Raw genomic sequence first — 23,401 nt, 5'->3', positions numbered from 1 at the left:
GCGGATTACCCGTGTGAAAGTAGGTCATCGCCAGGCTCTTACAATGCAAAACCCCTCGACAGCGTGTGCTGCGAGGGGTTTTTGCTTTGGGGCGGCGGCGAGCGAAGAGATCGTATCGATGGCGTTTTGTTATCGGCTGACGGCAAGCCCCCTAAACTCTCTCTGACCTGGGTCAATCTGCCTTATCGATAAGGCGTTACGTTGCCGGTAACTTGCGGGGATGGATGTACCTGGAAACCCCTCGGGGTGGTTCTGGTGCGATCCGACGCTTACCCAGGATTCCGATGACGCATGTCCGCACGGCTCGCTACGGTGTCATTCGCGCGATGGCATTTGCCGCGCTCGTCGCAGCGTTGCTTGTCGGAGGCGGCGTGTACCTGACGGCGGAGTTCGACAAGCAGGTCCTCAACGGCATCATCTACATTCAGACGGCCGTCATATCCGGTATGGGACTGATCGTCTTCCTTGGAACGTCGGTCTATCTCATTCGCAAGCACGATGACGCATTGCGGAAGTCACGAACCAGCCAATGGCTTGTGGAACAGGCGTTTGAGCTGACGCAGGACGGCCTGATGATCACGGACGCAAGCGGAGTCATCGAGAAGGTCAATCCTGCCTTCTCCAGGCTGACCGGTTTCGGCGTGAACGAACTGGTGGGAAGCACCCCGCGCTTGTTCAGTTCCGGACGCCAGCCCCCGGAGTTCTATCGCGACATGTGGCGAGCGCTCAAGGAAGACGGCCAGTGGCGCGGGGAGTTGTGGAACCGGCGCAAGGATGGCGCGATCTATCGGGAATCCTTGTCCATCAGCGGCATTCGCGGCGTGGGCGGTTCGTATTCCAATTTTGTCGCGGTATGTTCGGACATCACGCAACGCCAGCAGGAGGAGGAACGTCTCGGTTTCCTTGCCACGCACGATACGTTGACTGGCTTGCCAAACCGCATGCTGTTGGGCGAGCGCCTGGCGCGAACCATTGCTCGTGCCCGGCGTGCATCGAGCCTTGCTGCAGTGATGTTTCTCGATCTCGACGGATTCAAGGCGATCAACGATACGCTGGGGCACGGCGTTGGCGATGAAACGCTGATTGCCGTCGCGCAGCGCTTGAGGGAAGCGGTGCGTGAGTCCGATACTGTCGCGCGTCTGGGTGGCGACGAATTTGCGATTGTGCTCGAGGATATTGCCGATCGGCACTGGGTGGCCGCATTTGCGGAATTGCTGCTGCACGTAGTCGCTGATCTGAAGCAGGTGCAAGGCCAAACGGTGTCCGTGACCCCAAGTATTGGCATCAGCGTGTTTCCCGACGATGCAACGGAGCCGGCGGAGCTGCTGGCATGTGCGGACCACGGCATGTACGCGGCCAAGCATGCGGGCAAGAATGCGTTCCGCTTCTATTGTGGAAACCGGGTCTGAGTGATTGGCGCATGTGAGCGCCGGGCCCTACCAAGAGGATGCTTCATGTACATGGTCTACTGGTCCGAAGCGCATGAGACCGGACTCACGCCGCACGCACAGTCGTTCCCGGGTGATGCAATGCGCGAAGCGCTGCGCCTGACTGAAACGCTGCGCCAGCGCCAGCACGCGGGCGAGCCGGTGAGCTTTGTGACACTGTGCTCGGAAAACCCGAACTCGGTTGGACGAGCGGGGGTTGCGGATCCGCCGGCTGATTATGAGTGGAGAAAGCGGCGGCCGTGAGAAACGGCGAATTCGTTGTATGGCAGCCGTAATCCTTTTCTAAGGCTGCGTGTTGCGGAACCCACTGGCTGTGTGATCCTTCCCCACAAAATTCGCCAACTCATCCTATAATAATTGACATTACAACGATTGACTGGGCAATAAAATGACGTCAAGTGCACAACCAGGACATGGTGGCGGGCAGGTTCTCCCGTTTCGCGAGTCGCTGCTCGCGATGCTGGGAGTCGCTTTCGTGTCGATGCTGGTGGCACTGGACCAGACGGTGGTCGGGACGGCCTTGCCGACGGTCGTCGCCGAGCTGCAGGGATTCGAGTACTACGCCTGGGTCGCGACGTCGTATCTGCTGTTGTCCGTCATCACCGTGCCGATCTTCGGGCGCCTTGGCGACTACTACGGCCGCAAGCCCTTCGTGCTGGCGTCCATCGTCGTGTTCTCGGTGGCCTCCGCCTTGTGCGGCATGGCGACGAGCATGCCGTTCCTGGTGGCGGCGCGCGGCTTGCAGGGCATCGGCGGCGGCATGCTGGTGGGCACCGCCTTCGCGTGCATTCCGGATCTGTTCCCGGACTCGCATGTCAGGCTGCGCTGGCAGGTGCTGATGAGCGCGGCGTTTGGCGTGGCCAATGCGATCGGGCCGTCTTTGGGCGGCGTGCTCACCGAGTTGTACGGCTGGCGCAGCGTGTTCTACGTGAATCTGCCGGTGGGGGCGCTGAGCCTCTGGTTCGTCTGGCGCTACTTGCCGCATCTGCGCCAGCAGTCGCACAGCGAGCCGATCCGGGTCGACTGGCTCGGTGCCGTGCTGATCGGCGTGGGGCTGGGCTGCATGCAGATGAGTGTTGAACTGTTGCCGCAACGCGGCGTCGACTGGCTGACCGCAGGGCTGCTGGTCGCAGCCGTCGCGGCGCTGATCGGGTTGTGGCAATGGGAACGCCGCTGCGCCAATCCCATCCTGCCGCTGGACATGTTCCGGCACCCGGGCGTGGCGCCGCTATTCCAGCTTGCAGTGCTGGTGGGCTTTACTATGTTCGCGCTGCTGATCTACGCGCCGCTGCTGCTGCAGGGCGGGTTCGGATACTCGCCCCGCGACGCCGGTCTGCTGGTGACGCCGCTGGTGGTTTGCATCACGGCTGGCAGCATCGTAAACGGCCGCATCATTACGCGTATCCGCCATCCGAACGCCATGCTGTTCGCCGGCTTCGGCATGCTGGCCGCCGGCTGCCTAGCGCTGTCACAGGCCACGCGCAGCATGTCGCATCCGGTGCTGCTGGCGATCATGCTGATGGCGGGGTTCGGGCTGGGTTTCATCATGCCGAACCTGACGGTGTTCGCGCAGCAGACGGTCGGCCGGGAGCACCTCGGCATCGCCACGGCGATGCTGCAGTCGTTGCGCATGGTCGGTGGCATGATCGGTACTGCGATCGTCGGCACGATGGTGACGCGCTCCTATACCGCTGGCGTGGAACAGTCGCTGGCATCGGCCAATGCCCTGGGCTGGCTCAGCCGAATGTCGGATCCGCAGATACTGATCGACAAGGCTGCGCAGGTAGGCTTGCTGACCGAACTGCAGCAGGCAGGGCACAATGGCGCCTTGCTGCTGGAGCAGTCGCGTGTTTCCCTCGTGACGGCGATCCACCTGGGGCTTGTCATTGCCGCGGTTGCCGCGCTGGTGGGCCTGTGGCGTGCGCGACGCGTGCCGCCGGTCAGGCTGGCGCGTGCCGGTCAGCAACCGGCCATGGCGGCTGACTGAGACTACCGTGGCGCGGCATGAATGACCTGCCGCGGCCTTGAATTCGGGAGAATGGATGGAACTGGAGCGACAAAGCCTGGCGGTACTGCAGCAGTTCGGGCGGACCTACCGCGCCTATGCGTCTGCTTTCGAGCAGCGCATCGGGCTGCCGTTGCCGCGCTGGCGCATCCTGTTTGCGCTGCACACGCAGGAAGATGCCATCGCGCAGAAGGCCCTGGCCGAGCGCGTGAGCATGGACCCGGGCGCACTGACACGGCAACTCAAGGCGATGGAGGAGTTGGGCTGGGTCTTGCGCAATACCTCGGAGCGCGACAACCGCGTCACGCATGTCACGCTGTCCGCGTCAGGAAGGACCATGGTGGAAGGCAAGCTTCCCCTGCGCTCGGCTTTTCTCCAGGATGTTCTGGAGAACGTCCCCGAGTCGACCATGATCGAACTTTCGAGAGGCCTGGCCCAGCTGGAGGCAGGCATTGCCGATGCCGTGGCCCGCGCCGCGGAGCTGGCCGACGCCCAGTGAGGGGCCGGCGCAATACGCTTTGCTAGCTCGGCAGCAGGATGCCCTGGCGTGCCGCGCATTCGAAGAGCTCGCGATCATTGCTGGCCCCCAGCTTCTGCATGGCGCAGTTCTTCTGGCGGCTGATGGTCTTGACGCTGCGGCACAGGATGGCGGCAATCTCGCTGACCGAGCGCCCGCTCAGATAGAGCCGGATGACTTCCGTTTCACGCACCGACAGGCGCTGCGCAACCTGCTGTCCGGGTTCGAGCAGGCTGTCCGGATTGGTTTGCGCCAGGATCTCGAGCGCCGATTTGCCAATGTAGTTGAAGCCCCGCTGGATGCGTGCGACGACGGTGACCAGTTCGCACAGCGGCGCGTCCTTCAGCATCAGCCCATGGACGCGCGCATTGAGAATCGAACGCAGGATCATGGGATTGGTGATCATGGTGAGCACAATCACGCCAACCGTCGGATGGCGCCGCCGCAGCGTGGAGATCAGCCGGATGCCATCCGAGTCCCTGGGGCCGGGCATGTGATAGTCGGTGATCACGATGTCCGGATGTAGTGCCTCGACGCTACTCAGCAACTCGGTGGCGCTGGTGGCCACGCCGCACACCACCCAGCCGGGCTGCGTCTGCAATTGGTCCCGGACAGCAGCGCAGACGACCGGATGGTCGTCGGCCAGCAGGATTTTCAGTGTCATGGCGCGGGCTCCTTGTCGTGGGAATGGCAGACTGCGTTGCGCCCAAAAAATCGCCGCACGTCATGACGGCGTGCGGCGTGAAGGACGCATCAACATCTGCGCACGTGCCGGAGTCTCGAGCCAAACGGGAGGCGGCCGCGACACGGCAGTGCGGGCCCAGAATACTGGCCCCACCGCTACGGCGGACTAGGAAATTTCGCAAATACTGGCACCGAAAAGTCGCGGTGCTGACGAGGGAGCTGCCGCCCGCAATGCCGGTGTGGCGTGCGGCAGCGGGCAGCCGGTACTGCGCAAGGCTGTGCGCGACGCAGGGGGCTTGCGCTACCGCAAACGGCTGGAAGCGCAGCGGATCCCGGAACGTCCGTCCGGCCGCTGTTCAGGCCGCGGCAGCGTGCCGAGGCGAGTCTTGCCGGCCTTTGCGCCGGCTGTCGATGGCCTTGAGCGGGTCGCGCAGGACTGCACTGCCCACATCCATGATGTCGCGCAGGGCGCTCTTGTCGTGCGCGCGTTCGGGGGCCCAGAAATGCAGCGCGGCCCATTCCGGGAAGCTGCTCGGCGGTGCCAGCAGGCGCGTCTTGCGATCACGCGTGACCAGTGGCACGTTGAAATCCAGCACGGGGCAGATACCGCCGGCCGAATGCAGCAGCGTGATCTGCGTGTGCCAGGAGGGCACAACCGTTTCACGGTGGCCGGGTGTGCTGGCCTGGCGCGCGAGGAAGCTGCGCAGCGGGCTGCCCGCTTCGCAGTCTTCCTGCAGCAGGATCCAGTCGCTTTCGCTGTCGTCGGCGCTGCCGGCGCGCATCGCGCTGACCAGCCTGCGCGGCGTGGCCAGAATGTTGTGCGGCAACACCTTTTCCGGGTTGTGTCCGCCGTCGACCACGAAAGCGCAGTCGAGCGCTCCATTGTCCAGGCTCTCGGCGAGCGTGGCATCGGCAATGACTGGTCTCGTTACGAAACTGTCATGCGGAAACTGCTCGCACAGCGTGGTCAGGATCTCGGTGATCACCGGGTCCCCAATGGACGAGGAAAAGCCGATCGACAGGCGCCGGCCATGGCGGCTCTTTTCCGTGGCCACTTCGTTTGGCCGTACCAGCTGGCTCCATTTGGCCAGGATCTGCCTGGCGGTCTGTTCCAGACGCAGCGCGTGCGGCGTTGGCTCCAGCGTGCCGTTGCGCTTGACGAAGAGCGGGTCGCCGGTGATCTCGCGCAGCCGTGCCAGGCTGTAAGCGACGGTTGGTACGCGGCCTTGCGTGCAGGCCGCCACTGCGCTCAGGTCACGGTACTCCATGACAAGAACAAAGACGTGCAACAACTTCGTGCTGACATGACGCATGCTGACTTCTCCCGATCCATGGATTTTTTCTTTTATTTTTTGCTCGGCAATGTGACAGCCGTGCGCGGCGCAGGCATGCCGCGCCCGCGAACCTCAGCGGTCGGGTTCGCGGGCGGAAACAGGGCTTACCGTGGCTGCGGGAACGGGAACCGGCGAGCGCTGGCTGCGGCGGATCTGGCTTCCAAGAAGCATGACACAACTCCTAAATGTGCGACTGACGTCGACAAATGGCGCAGTGACTCCTCAATCCTTCAGGCCCATGCTTGCCGGCAGTTCTGCAGTGTCACCGGGCGTGTACATGCCGGTGGAGAACTGGCGGGCCGCCCATCTTTGCGTGCTCCATGGAGCGCCGTCTGCGGGCGTACGAAATTTAGTTGATGCCGAGGAATCTTAATACAACATTCGGAAAGTTCCTAGAAAGCGATGGACATTCCGTTATGCAGTGCACGCTTCCTCAGGAGCGCTTGTTCGAACATGAACACATGGCTGAAACCTGCTGGGCACAAGGGAAGATAGCCGGGAGATAGCCTGTGCACCTTCGCGTCTGGCTCCCGCCCGGCGGGTTGCACGCCATTAGAAAACCGTACTGAAATTCCAGCGCCGTCCTTTGCGGAATATTTGGATTCCAAATTGGACAAGACAGACCGGCATGGCTGATGGCGCGCGTGCTTCCGATCGCTGCAATCATCCGGTGCATCACACCGCCGGCTTTGCCCGATGCTCCTGGCTTGACGATGCCGCGCTCATACGAGCGCCGGCTCGCACAATTTGCTTAACTCGCCCAGCAAAGACGTTGAATTGCCTTTTGACTCGACGGTGGGCTAACGTACGGGCAGGGTCGGGCACAGTTACCGGCGCGCGTGGGATGTTGCGTAGCGGAGAGAATCGGTGAACAGACGGTATTCGGAAGAGCAGATCCGCACCTATCTGGCCGAGGCCGCCAGCGGCGTGCCGGTGCGCGAATTGTGCGCGCGGTACGGCTTCAGCGATGCTTCCTTTTATGGCTGGCGCGCACGCTATGGCCAACCTGGTCAGGGGGATGCGCGCGAGGGGCGCAAACTGCGCGAGTTGCAGGAGGAGAACGCCCGGCTCAAGAGCATGCTGGCGGATGCGCTGCTCAAGCTCGAGCTGCTGCGCAACCGTACTGGCCGCAGCGGCAGCGGGAAGGACCGCTGACCGTCCATCCATCTCGGATCCGATACGGATCCGGCACGCGTCCGCGCGTCGCCCCATGCAAGCGGTACGCTTGTCCCGGAGTCTCAAATTGAACAAGGTGATTTGTCGCAAGGTATGCATGATGGCCTGCACAGGACTGCTTGCCGCGCGGGCCTGGGCTGCGCCGGATGCGCCACCTCCGGCGCCAATGGTCGCGCCGCCACCGCCCCGCATGGTCGACAGCGCTACGGCACCGGCGGCATCCACTGACGGCACCTTGTCGGTATCGCAGCGCCAGCGCTGCCAGTCCCTGCTTGATCAGATCAACGCGCTGCCCGCGGGGCAGCAGTGGTCGACCGGCAAGTCGTCGGTCACCACGGCTGACGGGCGCACGTATCCGACGCTGGAGCGCCAGGCGGACCGCAAGCGCCTGGAAGAGGCATACCGCCAGGAATGCGCACAGCAGCCCCGATGATGCTGGGACGGGCTGCGCAAGCCGGTACAAGGGCAGGGCTGCCAAGGCGGCCATGGCTGCGCGCGGTCGGTGGACTGCATTCTTGTGGCAAGCGAACAAGCACCGCTTATGTTGCGGCGGCCGCGCAATGGTCGAATTCCAACCCGAGTCTGCGTGTGGCCGATCGCTGAGGCGCGGTGGCCGGCGCCACGCAGTGAACTAGAACCGATGGGGCTCGTCGCCTACGGCCTGCGCGGCCATGGCGACCGGCCCGTGCCGCGGCATCGGATCGAGCTCCGCATAGACCGCGGCCAGGCCATCGCGGTCGATCAGCCGCAGGCGTCGTTGCCGTACCGAGATCAGGCCCACCGAGGCAAAGCGCGACAGCAGGCGCGACACCGTTTCCAGCGTCAGGCCGAGCAGGCTGGCAATGTCGGTTCGTGACATCGTCAGCGTAAGCGGGCTGTCGGCGCCGCCGCGGCGCCGATGTTCGGCGTCCAGGTCCAGCAGCAGCATGGCCAGCCGCTGTGCGGCCTTCATCGAGCCCACCGCGACGAGCAGGATGCGCTCGCGTTCGGCCTGATGGCGCATCACGTCCAGCACGGCATTGCGGAAGGCAGGGTCGGCCATATGCGAGCGCAGCGCTTCGATCGACACGACGCAGCACAAGGTGTCCTGCAAGGCGATGCTGCTGACGCTGTAGGCCGGCGCTTCGTTCGGCTCCAGGCCCAGTACATCTCCGGACAGTGAAAATCCCGTTACCTGACGCCAGCCCAGCGGTGATTCATAGACCTGCTTGGCGCTGCCTTCCCGCAGCGGATATACCGCCGCTATCGGGCGGCCCTGGCGGAAGAATGCGTCGCCCGCGGTCACGGTTGCATGTGCTGGCTGCAGGGGCTTCTGCGCATTTGGCGACAGATCCGCCGCGGGTGCGTCACGGCAGACATGGCGAAAGAGGCAAAGCGAGCAGGTAGGCGAGCCGGACATGGGAAGGGGCGGCTGTGGAGGCGATACGAGACCTAGTATAAATGCACTACAACAGCTGCTATCTACCTGCGATCTGTATTCTTTCGTTGTTCCGCTTGAATTTTTTCGTTCTGGTGAGATGCCGTTTGCCGCACTTCGCCACTTTTCAAGGAGTGCGAAAAAGCCACGCTCGGGGCTGACCTGGCGGTCCATGTGCTATGCTGCGTCGCAACAATATGCAGAACACCGGGGGAGATTACGTCTCACGCGACCAGGAGTTCTCATGGCCAAAAGCCTCGCCACGGACTGGCAGGCGCAATTCCGGCGATTCAGCCGGGCGCAGGCCCAGACCGAAGCACAAGTGAAATCGTGGCTGGAACGTATTGAATCGTTGAGCCCGCTGGCGCCCCGGCGCCGTATCCGGACGCCGCATGGTGCGCCGCTTTCTCCGCGGCATCCCGTGCCGCAACTGCCAGGCAGCTGGGAATCACACCGTCTGCGCCTGGCGCCGCTGCCCGGTGAGCTGGTGCCGCAGCTTTCCTATCACCTCTATGTGCCGGCCAGCGCGAAGCGACGCTTTCGCGGTCCACTGCCGGTGGTGGTGATGCTGCATGGCTGCCGGCAGACCCCGGACGACCTCGCCGCCGGCACGCGCATGAACGCGCTGGCCGAGCATGAAGGCTTTATCGTGGCGTATCCCCAGCAGCCGTTGCGGCGCCAGCTCCAGCGCTGCTGGCAATGGTTCGACCTTGCCGCCGGCGAGGGCGGCCGGGAAGCGCAGGCGGTAGCGACACTGATCGAAACGCTGGCGCGACGCCACGACGTGTGCGACGACCAGGTCTACGTTGCCGGGATGTCGGCTGGCGCGGCCATGGCGGCGGTGGTGGCCCTGCGCTACCCGGAGCGCGTGGCGGCGGTAGGCCTGCATTCCGGAGTCGTGGTGGGCGCGGCCGATAACCCGCGCGCGGGCCTCAAGGCCATGCTGCACGGGTCGGCAACCGATCCGGCGATCCTGCTCGACGCAGTCGGTGCCACGCCAGGTGGCCCCGAGTTGCCGGCGATGGTGATACACGGCCTCGACGACGATGCTGTCCATCCGGTCAACGGCCGTCTGCTGGCGCGCCAGTTCCTGGCCTACAACCGCCTGGAAGACCGTCTGGGCGGCATTCCCGAGGCGCAGGTGCGCATGCCGGCCGGGCATTTCCATGAAGCGCGCTTCGGGCGCTGGAGCCACGACCTGGTCACGCTGGTGGAAGTGGAAGGGCTGGGCCACGCCTGGAGCGGTGGCGACGGCGACTACCACTACCACAGCGCCATTGGCCCGGATGCCAGCGCGATGATGTGGGAGTTCTTTCGCGAGCACCGGCGCTAGCGGAACGCCCATGAAAAAAGGAGGGCGCCAGGCCCTCCTTCATTGCAGCCACGCAAGGGCCGGCGTCAGCCGCGCGCGGGGTCCTTGACGAACAGTGCAGTGACCATGCCCAGCGCGCACACCGCGACCACGTAATGGGCGGGAGCCAGCGGATCGCTCTTGAGCATCAGCGTGACGACCATCGGCGTCAGGCCGCCGAAGATCGCATACGACAGGTTGTACGAGAACGACAAGCCCGAAAAGCGCACCTGCGCCGGGAAGGCGTTGACCAGCACGAACGGCACCGCGCCGATGGTGCCCACCAGGAAGCCCGCCAGCGCATAAAGCGGCACCAGCAAGTCCGGCCGCGTGTGGATGGTAGTGTAGAGCGCGTAGGCGCTTGCGGCCAGCAGCAGGCCACCGAAGAACAGCGTCCGGCGCGCGCCGATGCGGTCGGCCAGCGCGCCCGAGATCACGCAGCCGAAGGTCAGGCACAGCGTGGCCACGCTGTTGGCCACCAGGGCCGTGCGCGCGTCGAAGCCGTACAGCTTCTGCAGGAATGTCGGGGTCATCAGGATCACCACGACGATGCCAGCGGACAACATCCACGTCAGCAGCATCGACACCGCCACTGCGCCGCGGTGGTCGCGTACCACCGACTTCAGGGGCATTTCCGCCGCCAGTGCCTTGCGCTTCTGGAGTTCGGCGAAGACCGGCGTTTCATGCAGCCAGCGGCGCAGGTACATCGAGGCAATGCCGAACACGCCGCCAATCAGGAACGGCACGCGCCAGCCCCAGTCAGCCAGCTCGGCCGGCGTGAATACCGAATTGATGCCGGTGGCCACCAGCGAACCCAGCAGGATGCCCGCGGTCAGCCCGCACGTCAGCGTGCCGCACGCATAACCCACGTGGCGCGCGGGCACGTGTTCCGACACGAACACCCATGCGCCGGGCACTTCGCCGCCCACGGCCGCGCCCTGCAGGATGCGCAGCACCAGCAGCAGCACCGGGGCCAGCAGGCCGATGGTGTGGTAGGTCGGCATCAGGCCCATCAGCAGCGTGGGCACCGACATCAGCAGGATCGACAGCGTGAACATCTTCTTGCGGCCCAGCAGGTCGCCGAAGTGCGCCATGATGATGCCGCCCAGCGGGCGGGCCAGGTAGCCCGCGGCGAAGATGCCGAAGGTCTGCAGCTGCCGCAGCCAGTCGGGCACCGACGGCGGGAAGAACAACTGTCCGATCACCGTCGCGAAGAACACGAAGATGATGAAGTCATAGAATTCGAGGGCGCCGCCCAGTGCGGCGAGGGAGAGGGTCTTGTAATCCTGCCCCGTCAGGGGGCGCGCGGGCCGGGCTTGCGCGCCTGCGATCGGAGCGGTACTGCTGGTGGTAGACATGAATGGACTCGCATGAAAGGCATCTCATGCGAAGCGCACAACACGGGTTGCGTGGAGGGTGTGGCCGGGGTTACAGCGCGGGAGAAGCAGGCACTACGTGGCGGGTAAGCCGCAGGCTTGCGACGAGACGCTTCGCAAAGGCGTAAAGATATCAGATCGGCGCTTGTCTTGTTGATAAGACAAAAGTTGATAGCTTTGCTTTGCGTGGAAGCATTGCGATAATGTCAAAAAAATGTGAAATCCGGGGCACAAAAGTGCGGTGCGTCACCGGAGCGGGGTCAGATTCATCGGGAATGACATGGAAATCAAGAGTTCCATCCAGTTCGCCACGGCTACGCCGCGGCGAAAGCTGGCCGCGCGCGTGGCCGGCGGCGTGGTGGCCGCGTTGGCGGTGTTTGGGCTTGCGGGCTACTTCGGCGGTCCGCCACTGATCAAGTCGCTGATCGAGAAGAACGCCACCGAGGCGCTCGGCCGCAAAGTGACGCTGGGCAGAGCGCACGTGCGTCCGTTCGAACTGGGCGCGACGCTGAACGACCTCACCATCTACGAACGCGACGGGAAGACCGCCGCGGTGACGCTGGGCGAGCTGGAGGCGAACACGTCGCTGGCCTCGGTCTGGCACCTCGCTCCGGTGGTGGATTCGCTGCATATCGACCGGCTGGCCGTGCATGTGATGCGCGAGGCCAACGGCAGCATGAGCTTTGCCGATATCCAGGACAAGCTGGCCGCCCGGCCGCCGAAGCCGCCCGATGCCAAGCCGGCCCGCTTCTCGGTCAACAACATTGCGCTGACCGGCAGCACGCTGGCCTATGAGGACAAGGTGGCCGGCTCGGCCGTGCGCGTCGACAACCTGACGCTGACGCTGCCGTTCCTGTCGAACCTGCCGCACGATGTGGAGATCGTCACGCGGCCCACGCTCAGCGCGCACATCAACGGCACGCCGCTGGCGTTGGATGGCACGGTCCTGCCGTTTGCCGATTCGCGCGAGACGCATCTGAACGTCAATCTCGACGGGCTCGATGTCGCACGCTTCATGCCGTTCGTGCCGAAACTCAAGGATGCGGAGGTCAGGCACGGCCTGCTCGACACGCGCCTGACACTGGGCTTCCGCCAGCAAAAGGACAAGCAGGACATCTTCGTGTCGGGCACCGCGGCGCTGCGCGAGCTGGACGTGCGCACGCTGGCGGGCGCGCCGCTGCTCAGCAATGGCAAGCTGGCGCTGGACATCGACCGCGTGGAACCACTGGCGCGGCGCGCGCATCTGCGCAGTGTCGATGTCGAAGGGCTGAACGTGGCCGCGGCGCGCCGCACGGACGGTTCGCTGAACCTGGCGACGGCCTTCCTGCCACAGGCTGCTCCCGCCGCCGAGGCCACGCCCCAGCCGGCGGCGCCCGCATCGGCGCCGGCCGCGGCAAAGCCGCAAGCGGAGGCCTGGCGCTACGCGGTCGACCGCGTCAGGCTCAAGCAGGCTCGCATCGGCTTCGAAGACGACCTGGCGCCGTCCGGGCCGGGCAAGCTGGCGCTGGGTCCCATCGATGCCGAAGTGAATGGCCTGGCCAGTGCCGAGGCCGACCAGGCGACCAGGCTGCAGGCCACGATCATCGTAGCCGACGGCCAGACGCTTACGCATAGGGGCGAACTGTCAATGCGGCAGGGCACGCTGGCCGGCACGCTGGAAACCACGGGGCTGCAGCCGCAGGGGTTTGCGTCCTGGTGGCCGCGCGAGTTGCGCGCCCAGTTCGGCAACACCGCGGTCAACGCGGAGCTTCATTACCGGATGTCGTGGGCGCAGCCCGTGTTCCAGTTCGTGCTCGAGAAGTCGCGGCTGGAACTGGCGCCGCTGCATGTCGCGACGCGCGAGCCGGTAGCCATGCCGGCGGCCGCCGCTTCGTCCAGCGAGCCGGCGGCGCGCCAGGCGCGTGCTGAACGGGCCGAGCGCGCCAGCCGCGCCCGTCGTGCGCGCGAGACCGACAGCGAAGGTGCGAACCTGCCCTTGCTGCAGGCCGACAAGGTGGTGCTGGACGACATCGGCCTGGACCTGGCCAAACAGACTTTCGAGGCGGGCCAGCTCGCGCTCACCAAGCCGCAGATCGCGGCGACGCGCGACTACCAGGGGCAGCTGCTGGAAATGGCGCGTATCTGGGCGAGCGAATCGGCGCGCCAGACCCGGGCCGAACGCAGGCAGCCGCCCGTTTCGTCCACCACGGCGAACGGCGCGGCACCGCCCGCCGGCGGTGGCTGGAAGGTGCGGCTCGGCAAGGTGGGGCTCGACGGCGGCGCGGCCCGGCTAGCTGACTACGCGCCGGCCGAGATCAACCGGGGCCGGCCAGTCATCCTCGAGTACCGCAATATCGGCCTGACCACTGGTGCCATCGCGTGGCCGCTGGCGGCCGCGGCGGTGCCCGTCAAGTTGCATGCCGAAACGGGCAAGCGCGGCATGATCAGCATGGAAGGCAATGTGCTGCCGGCGGCCCCGGCCAGCCAGTTGCAGCTTGACCTGCGCGAGATCGACCTGGCGCCGGTGCAGCCCTACGTGGGCGATCGCCTGAACGCGGCGCTGCGCAGCGGCACGCTGACTGTCAAGGGCAGGCTGGCTCTCAGCACGCCACCAGGCAAGCCGATTGCCGCGCGCTTTGCCGGCAACGCGCAGCTGGCCAACGTGCGCACCGTGGACCGCGTGACCGGCGATGACTTCCTGCGCTGGCGCTCGCTGGCCGTGTCGGGCATCGACTTCAACATGGACGACGGCAAGGGCCCGATGCGCGTGACGCTGAACAATATCGCGCTGTCGGATTTTTATGCGCGCGTGATCCTGAACGCCAACGGCCGCCTGAACCTGCAGGACGTGATGGCGGGCGGCGCGGCCAAGGGCGAGGCGCAGCCGGCCACGAGCCTGACGCAGGCGAACCCGGCCTCGGCGCCAGCGGCCTCCGCGCCGGCAGCGACGCCGCCCGCACAGGCTGCCGCGGGTCCGAAGCCGCAGGTGCTGATCGGCGGTGTGTCGGTGGACAAGGGCAACATCAATTTCTCGGACTTCTTCGTCAAGCCGAACTACAGCGCCAACCTGACCGGCATGAAGGGCTCGGTGTCGAAGGTGTCGTCGGGCGACCCGACGCCGGCCGACCTCGTGCTCAATGGCCGGCTCGATGACGATGCGCCGGTCAGCATCAGCGGCAAGATCAACCCGCTCGGCGAGCAGCTCTTCCTGGACATCGCCGCCAAGGCGTCCGGCGTGGAACTCACGCGCCTGACGCCGTATGCGGCCAAGTACGCCGGCTACCCGATCACCAAGGGCAAGCTGACCGTGGACGTGGCCTACAAGATCGACCAGGGCAAGCTCGACGCGAGCAACCACCTGTACCTCGACCAGCTCACCTTCGGCGACAAGGTCGACAGCCCGGACGCGACCAAGCTGCCTGTGCTGCTGGCGGTGTCGCTGCTAAAGGACCGCCACGGGGTGATCGACGTCAACCTGCCCGTCTCCGGTTCGCTGTCGGACCCGCAGTTCAGCATCGGCGGCGTGATCGTGCGCGTGATCGTGAACCTGCTGGCCAAGGCGATTACGTCGCCGTTCGCGCTGATCGGGTCGGCGTTCGGTGGCGGCAGTGGCGAGGAGCTTGGCTATGTGGAATTCGCCCCCGGCACGGCAACGCTTACGCCTGCGGCGAAGGACAAGGTGGCCACGGTTGCCAAGGCGCTCAATGACCGGCCGTCGCTGAAGCTGGAAATCAGCGGCCGCATCGACCCGGCCACCGACGAAGCCGGTGCCCGCCGCGCATGGCTCGACGCCCGCGTGGCCGAGCAGAAGCGGCGCGACCTGCGCAAGAGCGCGCAGGACGGCGAAGAAGCCGGCGACAACGAAGCGGGCGAGCAGGGCGCCGACGTGAAGGTGTCGAAGCAGGAGTATCCGAAGTATCTCGAAGAGGTCTACAAGCGCACCTCGATGAAGAAGCCGCGCAATTTCGTGGGCTTTGCCAAGTCGCTGCCGCCCGAGGAAATGGAGAAGCTGCTGATGGCGAATGCCACGGTGTCGGATACCGACCTGAGGCACCTGGCCGACCAGCGCGCGCTGGTCGTCAAGCAGGCGCTGGAGCGTGACGGCAAGGTGCCGGAAGACCGGCTGTTCCTGACCGCGCCGCACCTGAGCGCGGAGGGGATCAAGGACAAGGGCACGCCGAACCGGGTGGATTTCTCGGTCCGCCAGTAAGCGCACCCGTGGCCGGCGTCGTGCGGCGCCGGCCCCCACCGCGCGCTCGTGCATCGCAAAAACCGCGTATGATTCGGCCCGGAAAATGTATCGGGCCGCCAGTGGGCGGCTGCTCTGGGAGAAAGTTTTGCAGCAGGATCAGCTGGAAGCGGCAGTCGCCTACAAGACCTGGGTTTGCGTGATCTGCGGTTGGGTGTACGACGAGGAACTGGGCTGCCCGGAAGAGGGCATTGCCGCGGGCACGCGCTGGGAGGATATTCCCGATGACTGGCGCTGCCCCGAATGTGACGTCGGCAAGGGCGAATTCGCCATGATCGAACTGTGACGTTGCGGGCATGTGCCGGCAACGCGCCTGACGGCAGCGATGCCTAGTGCCTGGCAGCGTGCCGGCAGATGCCGGCGCGTTGCCGCGCGCAGCGGCGATAGTGCATGCGATAAGGGTGGCTGCACCGCCACACTGCGATCGCGACGGTCATGCACAGCAGTACCGCCATGACGGCGGCAAGCAGGCCGATGGACATGGCCGCCCCTCTCTCCAGAAAAGTGCCCGAGCCTTGCGGCTCAGATCAGCAGCGGTAGTGCCTCCAGTACCAGCACAGCGACTAGTGCGCCGATGAGCGCACCCATGGTGCGGCAGCTGATACGCAGGAATTTGGCGGTCACCGGGATCGAGCCCATGGCGATCACGCCCACCAGTGCCATCGGGATCAGGAATACAAGATCGTGCGCCTGAAAATGCCACATCATGGCGGTCTCCTGTCTCTCTGTCTTGTGGCTCCAGTATAGACAGTGTGTGGCGAAAGAACGGCCGCAGGCATTGGTACTGACCCGGACGCCGGGTCGTGCTGCATCGCACTGCAGCGTCATATGCGCGTACCGTCCATGCCACCTGGCGGGGTGATCGGTGTGGCGCCGCGCGGACTCCCGCATCTTTTTCGCCTCATCGGGTCTAACTGTGCAGCCCGCGTGTCCTATCCTGAGCGAATACACGGGCTTGTCCCGTGACTCAGAGAGGCGGAGGTGGCTATGGAACTTCACATGCATTCGCACCATTACGTGCGGCGTTCGCCGGACTGGACCGCGGCGGCGGTGTCCGGTCTGGCCGCCGGCGCGTTGCTGCTGGTGCTGGAGCTGTTCTGGTCCACGATGGTGTCGGGCGTGAATCCGTGGGGCACCACGCGCATGATCGCGGCGATCCTGATGGGCCGGGACGTATTGCAGACCTCGCTGTTCAGCGTGGGCACCGTGGCGGCCGCCCTGGTCATCCACTTCGTGCTGGGCGCCGTGCTGGGAATGGTGCTGGCCGTGATCATCGCGCCGTTCCAGCTGGATTCGAGCATCCGCATGATCCTGCTCGCGGGCGCCGTGTTCGGCCTGGCGGTCTATCTCTTCGACTTCCATGTCATGACCCGCTTCTTCACGTGGTTTGCCGATGCCCGCGGCTGGCACACGCTGGTGGGTCACATGATCTTCGGCATGGTGGCGGCTGTGACCTACTGGAAGCTCGAAAGCAAGGACGTATCGCATTGAGCGCTGTATGCGCTGACGCATAGAGAGCGGCGCCTGATGTGCGCCGCACCGCAAGATCGCTGATTTTGCCGCGCGCATTTGCTACTACACGGGCGGCGCGACGACGACGGCGGATGGGCGACGATTTCCCATCCGCCGTTTTTTCCTTGCCTGCCGCGCACGCGCCAGGCCGCGCGGCCCTTGTGCAATGCGGCAAGCGTACGCGCCCGTGTCGCCTTGCAGTGACCTGACGGCATGCACTAGTCTTATCTCAACCCTGCGTGACTTCCGCATCCCTCGCCATGCGCGAGGAGGAGGTTGGATATGGCGATGGCCATCGCAATCGTAGTCATCGTCGTCGCTTCGGTGCTCTTTCATTTCCTGAGCCCGTGGTGGGCGACCCCGCTGGCGTCCAACTGGAGGCAGATGGACGACACGCTCACCATTACCCTGGTCATTACGGGGATCTTTTTCATCGGCATCAACCTGTTCATTGGTTACAGCGTCTGGCGCTTTCGTCATGATGCGCCGCGGCACGACGGACAGCGCGGGCACCGTGCCGACTACCATCCCGAGAACAAGAAGCTCGAAATCTGGCTGACGGTGGGTACGGCGCTTGGCGTCATGGCGCTGCTCGCACCGGGTCTGTTCGTCTACGCCGACTACGTCCGGCCACCGCGAGAGGCCATGGTGATGGAAGTGGTCGGCCAGCAGTGGCAATGGGCGTTCCGCTTCCCGGGCAAGAGCGGCCAGCTTGGCACGTCCGACCCGCGCTTCATCAGCGGCACCAACCCGCTTGGTCTCAACCCGGAGGATCCGCGCGGCCAGGACAACGTCGTCATCAGCGGGCCGGAAGTGCACCTGCCGCTGAACCGGCCGGTCAAGGTGCTGCTGCGTTCGCGCGACGTACTGCATGACTTCTACGTGCCGCCGTTCCGCGCGCGCATGAATATGGTGCCGGGCATGGTGACGTCGTTCTGGTTCACGCCGACGCAGGCCGGCCGCTTCGAGATCCTGTGCGCGCAGCTCTGCGGCGTGGGGCACTACAACATGCGCGGCATGGTGGTGGTGGAAGAGCAGGCCGCCTTCGACGCCTGGCTGGCAAAGCAGCCGACCTTTGCGATGACGCTTGCCAGGGCAGCGGCACCTCCGCCGCCCGCGCCCGCCGGGGCAGCCAGTGGCGTAGACGCCGTGCTGATCGAAAAGGGCCACGCGCTGGCGCAGAGCAAGGGATGCGCGGGATGCCACAGCGTTGACGGCAACCCGGGCGTAGGACCGACGTGGAAGGGCCTGTTCGGCAGGACCGAGACCTTTGCCGACGGCAGCAGCGCGCCGGTCGACGACGCCTTCCTGAAAGAGGAGATCACCGATCCGCAGGCCCGCCTGGTGAAGGGGTTCGGCCCGGTCATGCCCAAGATACCGCTGACCGACGATGAAATCGGTGCCCTGATGGCGTATATCCGCGCCCAGGGCAGCGGCGAGGGCGCGGGCGTTGCGCCGCCGGAGCCGGCGTCGGCAGGGGCGCCGGCTGGGGCCACTACCGCGGCCGAGGTCAGTTCCCAGGCGGCGTCAGCGGCTTCCGGCACCTACACGACATCCAATGCCGCCGTAGTGCCGCCGACCGCCTCGCCCAAGGCGGCGACGAAGTGAGGAGAGACGCATGGCTTACGCCGACGATGCAGACCACCACGCACCGTACAGTTTCTGGACCCGCTATGTCTGGAGCCAGGACCACAAGGTGATCGCCGTGCAGTACACCATCACTGCCATCGTGGTGGGGCTGGTGGGCGTGGCGCTGTCGAACCTGATGCGCATGCAGCTTGGGTTCCCCGGCAAGTTCGATTTCATCGACGCCAACCGCTACTACCAGTTCGTCACCATGCACGGCATGATCATGGTGATCTACCTGCTGACTGCACTATTCCTCGGCGGCTTTGGCAACTACCTGATTCCGCTGATGGTGGGCGCGCGCGACATGGTGTTCCCGTTCCTCAACATGCTCAGCTACTGGGTCTACCTATTGTCGGTGATCGTGCTGCTGGCCAGCTTCTTCGTGCCGGGCGGCCCGACCGGCGCAGGCTGGACGCTGTATCCGCCGCAGGCCATCCTGCCCGGCACGCCAGGCTATGAGTGGGGCATCATCCTGATGCTGGTGTCGCTGGCGATCTTTATCGTCGCGGCCACCATGGGCGGCCTGAACTACGTCACCACGGTGCTGCAGGCACGGACAGAGGGCATGACGCTGCTGCGCATGCCGTTGTCGGTATGGGGCATCTTCATGGCGACCATCCTGGCGTTGCTGGCGTTCCCGGCGCTGTTCGTCTCGGCCGTGATGATGCTGCTCGACCGCACGCTCGGTACCAGCTTCTTCATGCCGGCGATGGTGTCGATGGGCCAGCAGCTCAACTACAAGGGCGGCAGCCCGCTGCTGTTCCAGCACCTGTTCTGGTTTTTCGGACACCCGGAGGTGTACATCGTCGCGCTGCCGGCCTTCGGCATTGTCTCGGACCTGGTCAGCGTGCATTCGCGCAAGAGCATCTTTGGCTACCGCACCATGGTGTGGGCCATCCTGGCCATCGGCGTGCTGTCGGTGGTGGTGTGGGCGCACCACATGTTCGTGAGCGGCATGAACCCGTACTTCGGTTTCTTCTTCGCCACCACCACGCTGATCATCGCCATACCGACGGCCATCAAGGTCTACAACTGGGTCATCACGCTGTGGCGCGGCGATATCCACTTCACGGTGCCGATGCTGTTCGCCATCGCGTTCATCAGCACCTTCGTCATCGGCGGGTTGACGGGGCTGTTCCTTGGCAACGTGAGCGTGGACATCCCGCTGTCGAACACGTACTTCGTGGTCGCGCATTTCCACATGGTGATGGGCGTATCGCCGATCCTGGTGGTGTTCGGCGGCATCTACCACTGGTATCCCAAGGTGACGGGCCGCATGCTGGACGACCACCTGGGCCGCGTGCATTTCTGGGTCACCTTCATCGGCACCTACGCCATCTTCTTCCCGATGCACTACCTGGGTGTGCTGGGCATGCCGCGGCGCTACTACGCGTACGAGAACTACGCGTTCATTCCGGAATCCGCGCACGTGATGAACATGTACATCTCGATCGCGGCCTTCATCGTCGCAGCGGCCCAACTGCTGTTCGTCTTCAACCTGGCCTGGAGCGTCAGGCACGGACGCAAGGCCGACAGCAACCCGTGGCGCGCGGCGTCACTGGAATGGCAGACACCGCAGACGCCGCCCGCGCACGGCAACTGGGGCCCGCACCTGCCGGTGGCCTACCGCTGGGCCTATGCCTACAGCGTGCCCGGCGCGAAGGAGGACTTCATCGCGCAGAACGCGCCGCCCGAGGCCGGCGGCGCCGAGCCCGAACCTCACCCCAGCCGTGGAGCCGTGGCATGAACGCCGAAGCTCTCTACAAGGTCAGCCGCGACGAGTTCGGCGGCAGTCCGTCGGGCGGTGGCCAGACCCGCAATGAGAACGCCGGCGGCGCGCCCGCCTCCATCGGGCTGTGGGTCTTCATGGGCGTGGTCACGGTGCTGTTCGCGCTGTTCCTGACGGCGTATGCCATGCGCATGGACAGCCCCGACTGGCAGCGCATTGCGCTGCCGTGGCAGGTATGGCTGTCCACCGCGCTGCTGGCGGCAGGCAGCGTGGCCATGCAGGCGGCGGTGCGCCTGGCACGTGCGGGCCGCATGGCCGGGGCGCGGCGGGCGCTGCGCCTGGGCGGGCTGGGCGCGGCGGCCTTTGTCGCGTCGCAGCTATGGGCCTGGCTGGCGCTGCAAGCCGCTCATGTCGGTCCGGCGAGCAACCCGGCCGGCAGCTTCTTCTACCTGCTGACTGCCACGCACGGGTTGCACGTGCTCGGCGGCCTCGCGGGCTGGGCCTTCGCGGCGGGATTCCGGGGCAGCGGTGAAGGCGCCGTGCTGCGCATGGTGCTGTGCGCCCGGTACTGGCATTTCCTGCTCGCGGTGTGGGTGGTGCTGCTGGCCGCGCTGGGCTGGCTCACGCCCGAGATCGTGCGCTACATCTGCGGCACCGCGTAGCGCTGAGGAGAGAGCCCATGTCTTCGAACGTCTCGTCGCAGCCCGCCGCGCCGGGGGCCATCGCCACGGGCCTGCGCGGCCTGGTGGCGGACTGGTCTTCCGACCAGCGCGCCTTCAAGGTGTCGTGGGGCAAGGCGATGATGTGGATCTTCCTGCTGTCCGACACCTTCGTGTTCAGCTGCTTCCTGACGGGCTACATGACGGTGCGCATGGCCACCACGGTGCCCTGGCCCAACCCGAGCGAGGTCTTCGCCCTCAATATCGGCGGCCGCGACGTGCCGCTGATCCTGATCGCCATCATGACCTTTGTGCTCATCACCAGCAGCGGCACCATGGCGATGGCCGTCAACTTCGCCTACCGGCGCGCGCGGAAGCAGTGCGCTCTGCTGATGATGGTGACCGCGCTGTTCGGTGCGACCTTTGTCGGCATGCAAGCCTTCGAGTGGACCAAGCTGATTGTCGAGGAAGGTGTGCGTCCCTGGGGCAACCCGATGGGCGCGGCCCAGTTCGGATCGACCTTCTTCATGATCACGGGCTTTCACGGCTTTCACGTGACCTGCGGCGTGATCTACCTGCTGGTCGTGGCGACCAAGGTCCTGCGAGGCCGGTACGAGGCGAGCGGCAACTACCAGATCGTGGAGATCGCGGGCCTGTACTGGCACTTCGTGGACCTGGTCTGGGTCTTCATCTTTGCATTGTTCTACCTCTGGTGAGGCTTGCCATGGCTTCGACTCCGACTCCCGCCTCGCCCGGCGCTGCGCACGGCCAGGACGACACCGCGCACACTGGCCAGCAGCATCCGATCAGCCTCTACCTGAAGATCTGGCTGCTGCTGTTCGTGCTGTCCACGCTGTCATACATGGTGGACTACGTCGGCTTCACCGGCTACCTGCGCTGGACGCTGATCCTGCTGCTGATGGTGATGAAGGCCGGCCTGATCGTCGCTGTCTTCATGCACATGGCCTGGGAGCGCATGGCGCTGATCTGCGCGATCCTGGTGCCCCCACTGTGCCTGCTGGTGCTTGTCGGGCTGATGGCGGAAGAGGCAAACTACACGTTCCTGACGCGCGGCATCTTCTTCCACTGAACCGACCCCCGCACGCATGCATCCTGCCACCGAAGCCATCCTGCGTTTCAACCAGGGCCGCGACCCCGAGCGCTTCACGCGCAAGCTCGCTGCCATCGCCGCCGACCCGTTCGCCTTCTTTCGTGGCACCAATCACCTGTACGTGGCATCGCTCAGCCATGCAGACGCGCTGCTGGACGCGCCGTCCACCTATGTCTGCGGCGACCTGCACCTGGAGAATTTCGGCAGCTTCAAGGGCGACAACGGCCTGGTCTACTTCGACCTGAACGACTTCGACGACGCGCTGGTCGCGCCGCTGACGGTGGATGTGGTCCGCGTGCTGTCCAGCGTGCTGGTGGCGGCGGGCCAGATTGGCCTGTCCGACGAGGACGCGGATCGCGCCAGCGAGGCGATGCTGGCCGAATATGCGGGGGTACTGGAGGGCGGCAAGCCGCGCTGGCTCGAGCGCGCCACCGCCACCGGCATGGTGGCCATGCTGCTGAGGCGGGTCAAGCGGCGCCGGCGCGGCGAACTGGTCGCGGAACGCACCCAGACGCGCAAGGGGCGGCAGCGGCTGGTTTGCGATGGCAGTCACGCCTTACCCGCCGACGCCGACGCCCGCAAGCGGGCCGTGGAGATCCTGAACGCCTATTCGGGCCAGCCGCACGGCCATCGCTTCCGCGCCGAGGATGTTGCGCGGCGCGTGGCCGGCATCGGCAGCCTGGGACTGGAGCGCTACGTAGTGCTGGCGCGCGACGAGCGCGCGGGCGGCATGCCGCGCCTGGTCGACATCAAGCGCGCGGCGCCTTCCGCCTGGCAGGACCTGCCGAACCGCTCGCAGCCACGCTGGGGCAGCGATGGCAGGCGCGTGGCGACCATACAGAAAATCATGCAGGCGGCATCGCCCGCGCTGCTCTCGTCCGTGGACAAGGGCCGTGCGTCATACCTGGTGAAAAGCCTGCAGCCCACCGCGGACCGGGTCAACCTGGCGCACTGCGACAGCGCCGCGTCGCTGCGCGAAGTGCTCGCGACCATGGCCCATGCCGCGGCCTGGGCGCACCTGCGCGGCTGCGGGCACCATGCCGCGGACCGTATCGAGCAACTGCAGGAATTTGCCGCCGGCACGCGCTGGCGCAAGGCAGTGCTGCGCCTGGCACGGCATGGCCATGCGGTGTCGCTGGCGCAGTGGAAGGTCTATGCGGAGGACTACCGCAAGGCCAGGGGCAGCGCCGTCAGCCTGCCTGCCGACGGCGCCCGGTAGTGCAAC

Annotated in this window: 22 protein-coding genes; 16 read left to right on the top strand and 6 right to left on the bottom strand. The window is 65.5% G+C overall.

What is annotated here, in order from left to right; all coding sequences use genetic code 11:
* Positions 1-284: 284 nt before the first annotated feature.
* From AC3FNH_RS09860 to AC3FNH_RS09845, 4 genes are all read left to right on the top strand, one after another.
* A complete protein-coding gene (locus AC3FNH_RS09860) occupies positions 285-1,409 on the top strand; it encodes a diguanylate cyclase domain-containing protein (protein WP_276100939.1) in 1,125 nt (374 codons plus the stop codon).
* Between the two features lie 45 nt (positions 1,410-1,454).
* The gene (locus tag AC3FNH_RS09855; RefSeq protein ID WP_276100940.1) at positions 1,455-1,691 is read left to right on the top strand and encodes a hypothetical protein; all 237 of its coding nucleotides are present in this window, start codon (positions 1,455-1,457) and stop codon (positions 1,689-1,691) included.
* A gap of 145 nt (positions 1,692-1,836) precedes the next feature.
* Entirely contained in the window at positions 1,837-3,435 is a 1,599-nt protein-coding gene (locus AC3FNH_RS09850) for an MFS transporter (protein WP_488719898.1), read from the top strand.
* A 55-nt stretch (positions 3,436-3,490) separates the two neighbouring features.
* A complete protein-coding gene (locus AC3FNH_RS09845; protein ID WP_276100942.1) occupies positions 3,491-3,952 on the top strand; it encodes a MarR family winged helix-turn-helix transcriptional regulator in 462 nt (153 codons plus the stop codon).
* 22 nt (positions 3,953-3,974) lie between these two features.
* Here AC3FNH_RS09845 and AC3FNH_RS09840 read toward each other — a convergent pair whose 3' ends face one another.
* Together AC3FNH_RS09840 and AC3FNH_RS09835 are read right to left on the bottom strand one after the other, a co-directional pair.
* Positions 3,975-4,634 (bottom strand): response regulator, encoded by a 660-nt coding sequence (locus AC3FNH_RS09840; RefSeq protein ID WP_276100943.1) that lies wholly within the window; start codon positions 4,632-4,634, stop codon positions 3,975-3,977.
* A gap of 376 nt (positions 4,635-5,010) precedes the next feature.
* Entirely contained in the window at positions 5,011-5,967 is a 957-nt protein-coding gene (locus AC3FNH_RS09835; protein WP_488719897.1) for a LysR substrate-binding domain-containing protein, read from the bottom strand.
* A gap of 888 nt (positions 5,968-6,855) precedes the next feature.
* Between AC3FNH_RS09835 and AC3FNH_RS09830 the strand changes: the two genes are divergently transcribed.
* The gene (locus AC3FNH_RS09830; protein WP_224079167.1) at positions 6,856-7,143 is read left to right on the top strand and encodes a transposase; all 288 of its coding nucleotides are present in this window, start codon (positions 6,856-6,858) and stop codon (positions 7,141-7,143) included.
* 118 nt (positions 7,144-7,261) lie between these two features.
* Entirely contained in the window at positions 7,262-7,597 is a 336-nt protein-coding gene (locus AC3FNH_RS09825; RefSeq protein ID WP_276103186.1) for a hypothetical protein, read from the top strand.
* 198 nt (positions 7,598-7,795) lie between these two features.
* On the opposite strand, the gene AC3FNH_RS09820 is transcribed toward AC3FNH_RS09825, so the two are convergent.
* Complete coding sequence (locus AC3FNH_RS09820; protein WP_276100944.1) at positions 7,796-8,563, bottom strand: Crp/Fnr family transcriptional regulator; 768 nt, start codon at positions 8,561-8,563, stop codon at positions 7,796-7,798.
* Positions 8,564-8,825: 262 nt separating this feature from the next.
* Between AC3FNH_RS09820 and AC3FNH_RS09815 the strand changes: the two genes are divergently transcribed.
* Complete coding sequence (locus tag AC3FNH_RS09815; RefSeq protein WP_488719896.1) at positions 8,826-9,914, top strand: extracellular catalytic domain type 1 short-chain-length polyhydroxyalkanoate depolymerase; 1,089 nt, start codon at positions 8,826-8,828, stop codon at positions 9,912-9,914.
* A gap of 65 nt (positions 9,915-9,979) precedes the next feature.
* Here AC3FNH_RS09815 and AC3FNH_RS09810 read toward each other — a convergent pair whose 3' ends face one another.
* Positions 9,980-11,290, bottom strand: coding sequence for an MFS transporter (locus AC3FNH_RS09810; RefSeq protein WP_488719895.1), 1,311 nt, complete (start codon positions 11,288-11,290; stop codon positions 9,980-9,982).
* Positions 11,291-11,588: 298 nt separating this feature from the next.
* On the opposite strand from AC3FNH_RS09810, the gene AC3FNH_RS09805 reads away from it, so the two are divergent.
* Both AC3FNH_RS09805 and AC3FNH_RS09800 read left to right on the top strand, forming a co-directional pair.
* On the top strand, positions 11,589-15,497 hold the full coding sequence (locus tag AC3FNH_RS09805; RefSeq protein ID WP_488719894.1) for a DUF748 domain-containing protein: 3,909 nt from the start codon (positions 11,589-11,591) through the stop codon (positions 15,495-15,497).
* Between the two features lie 127 nt (positions 15,498-15,624).
* Complete coding sequence (locus tag AC3FNH_RS09800) at positions 15,625-15,822, top strand: rubredoxin (RefSeq protein WP_488719893.1); 198 nt, start codon at positions 15,625-15,627, stop codon at positions 15,820-15,822.
* A 43-nt stretch (positions 15,823-15,865) separates the two neighbouring features.
* On the opposite strand, the gene AC3FNH_RS09795 is transcribed toward AC3FNH_RS09800, so the two are convergent.
* Together AC3FNH_RS09795 and AC3FNH_RS09790 are read right to left on the bottom strand one after the other, a co-directional pair.
* Positions 15,866-16,018 (bottom strand): hypothetical protein, encoded by a 153-nt coding sequence (locus tag AC3FNH_RS09795; RefSeq protein ID WP_488719892.1) that lies wholly within the window; start codon positions 16,016-16,018, stop codon positions 15,866-15,868.
* 40 nt (positions 16,019-16,058) lie between these two features.
* Entirely contained in the window at positions 16,059-16,241 is a 183-nt protein-coding gene (locus AC3FNH_RS09790) for a hypothetical protein (protein ID WP_276103187.1), read from the bottom strand.
* 282 nt (positions 16,242-16,523) lie between these two features.
* On the opposite strand from AC3FNH_RS09790, the gene AC3FNH_RS09785 reads away from it, so the two are divergent.
* From AC3FNH_RS09785 to AC3FNH_RS09755, 7 genes are all read left to right on the top strand, one after another.
* Positions 16,524-17,027, top strand: coding sequence for a hypothetical protein (locus tag AC3FNH_RS09785; RefSeq protein ID WP_276100950.1), 504 nt, complete (start codon positions 16,524-16,526; stop codon positions 17,025-17,027).
* Between the two features lie 303 nt (positions 17,028-17,330).
* A complete protein-coding gene (locus AC3FNH_RS09780; protein ID WP_276100951.1) occupies positions 17,331-18,656 on the top strand; it encodes a cytochrome c oxidase subunit II in 1,326 nt (441 codons plus the stop codon).
* A 10-nt stretch (positions 18,657-18,666) separates the two neighbouring features.
* A complete protein-coding gene (gene ctaD, locus AC3FNH_RS09775) occupies positions 18,667-20,424 on the top strand; it encodes a cytochrome c oxidase subunit I (protein WP_276100952.1) in 1,758 nt (585 codons plus the stop codon).
* Entirely contained in the window at positions 20,421-21,068 is a 648-nt protein-coding gene (locus AC3FNH_RS09770; RefSeq protein WP_276100953.1) for a cytochrome c oxidase subunit 3 family protein, read from the top strand. Before ctaD ends, AC3FNH_RS09770 begins: the two co-directional genes overlap by 4 nt.
* 17 nt (positions 21,069-21,085) lie before the next feature.
* Entirely contained in the window at positions 21,086-21,781 is a 696-nt protein-coding gene (locus AC3FNH_RS09765) for a heme-copper oxidase subunit III family protein (RefSeq protein ID WP_276100954.1), read from the top strand.
* 8 nt (positions 21,782-21,789) lie between these two features.
* Entirely contained in the window at positions 21,790-22,155 is a 366-nt protein-coding gene (locus AC3FNH_RS09760; protein ID WP_276100955.1) for a cytochrome C oxidase subunit IV family protein, read from the top strand.
* A 16-nt stretch (positions 22,156-22,171) separates the two neighbouring features.
* Positions 22,172-23,395: a DUF2252 family protein gene (locus tag AC3FNH_RS09755; protein WP_488719891.1), complete on the top strand. Its 1,224-nt coding sequence runs from the start codon at positions 22,172-22,174 to the stop codon at positions 23,393-23,395.
* The last annotated feature ends 6 nt before the right edge of the window (positions 23,396-23,401 follow it).

This window comes from Cupriavidus sp. 22TCCZM01-5 (assembly GCF_057798915.1).
This window is presented reverse-complemented; position numbering and strand designations above follow the sequence as displayed.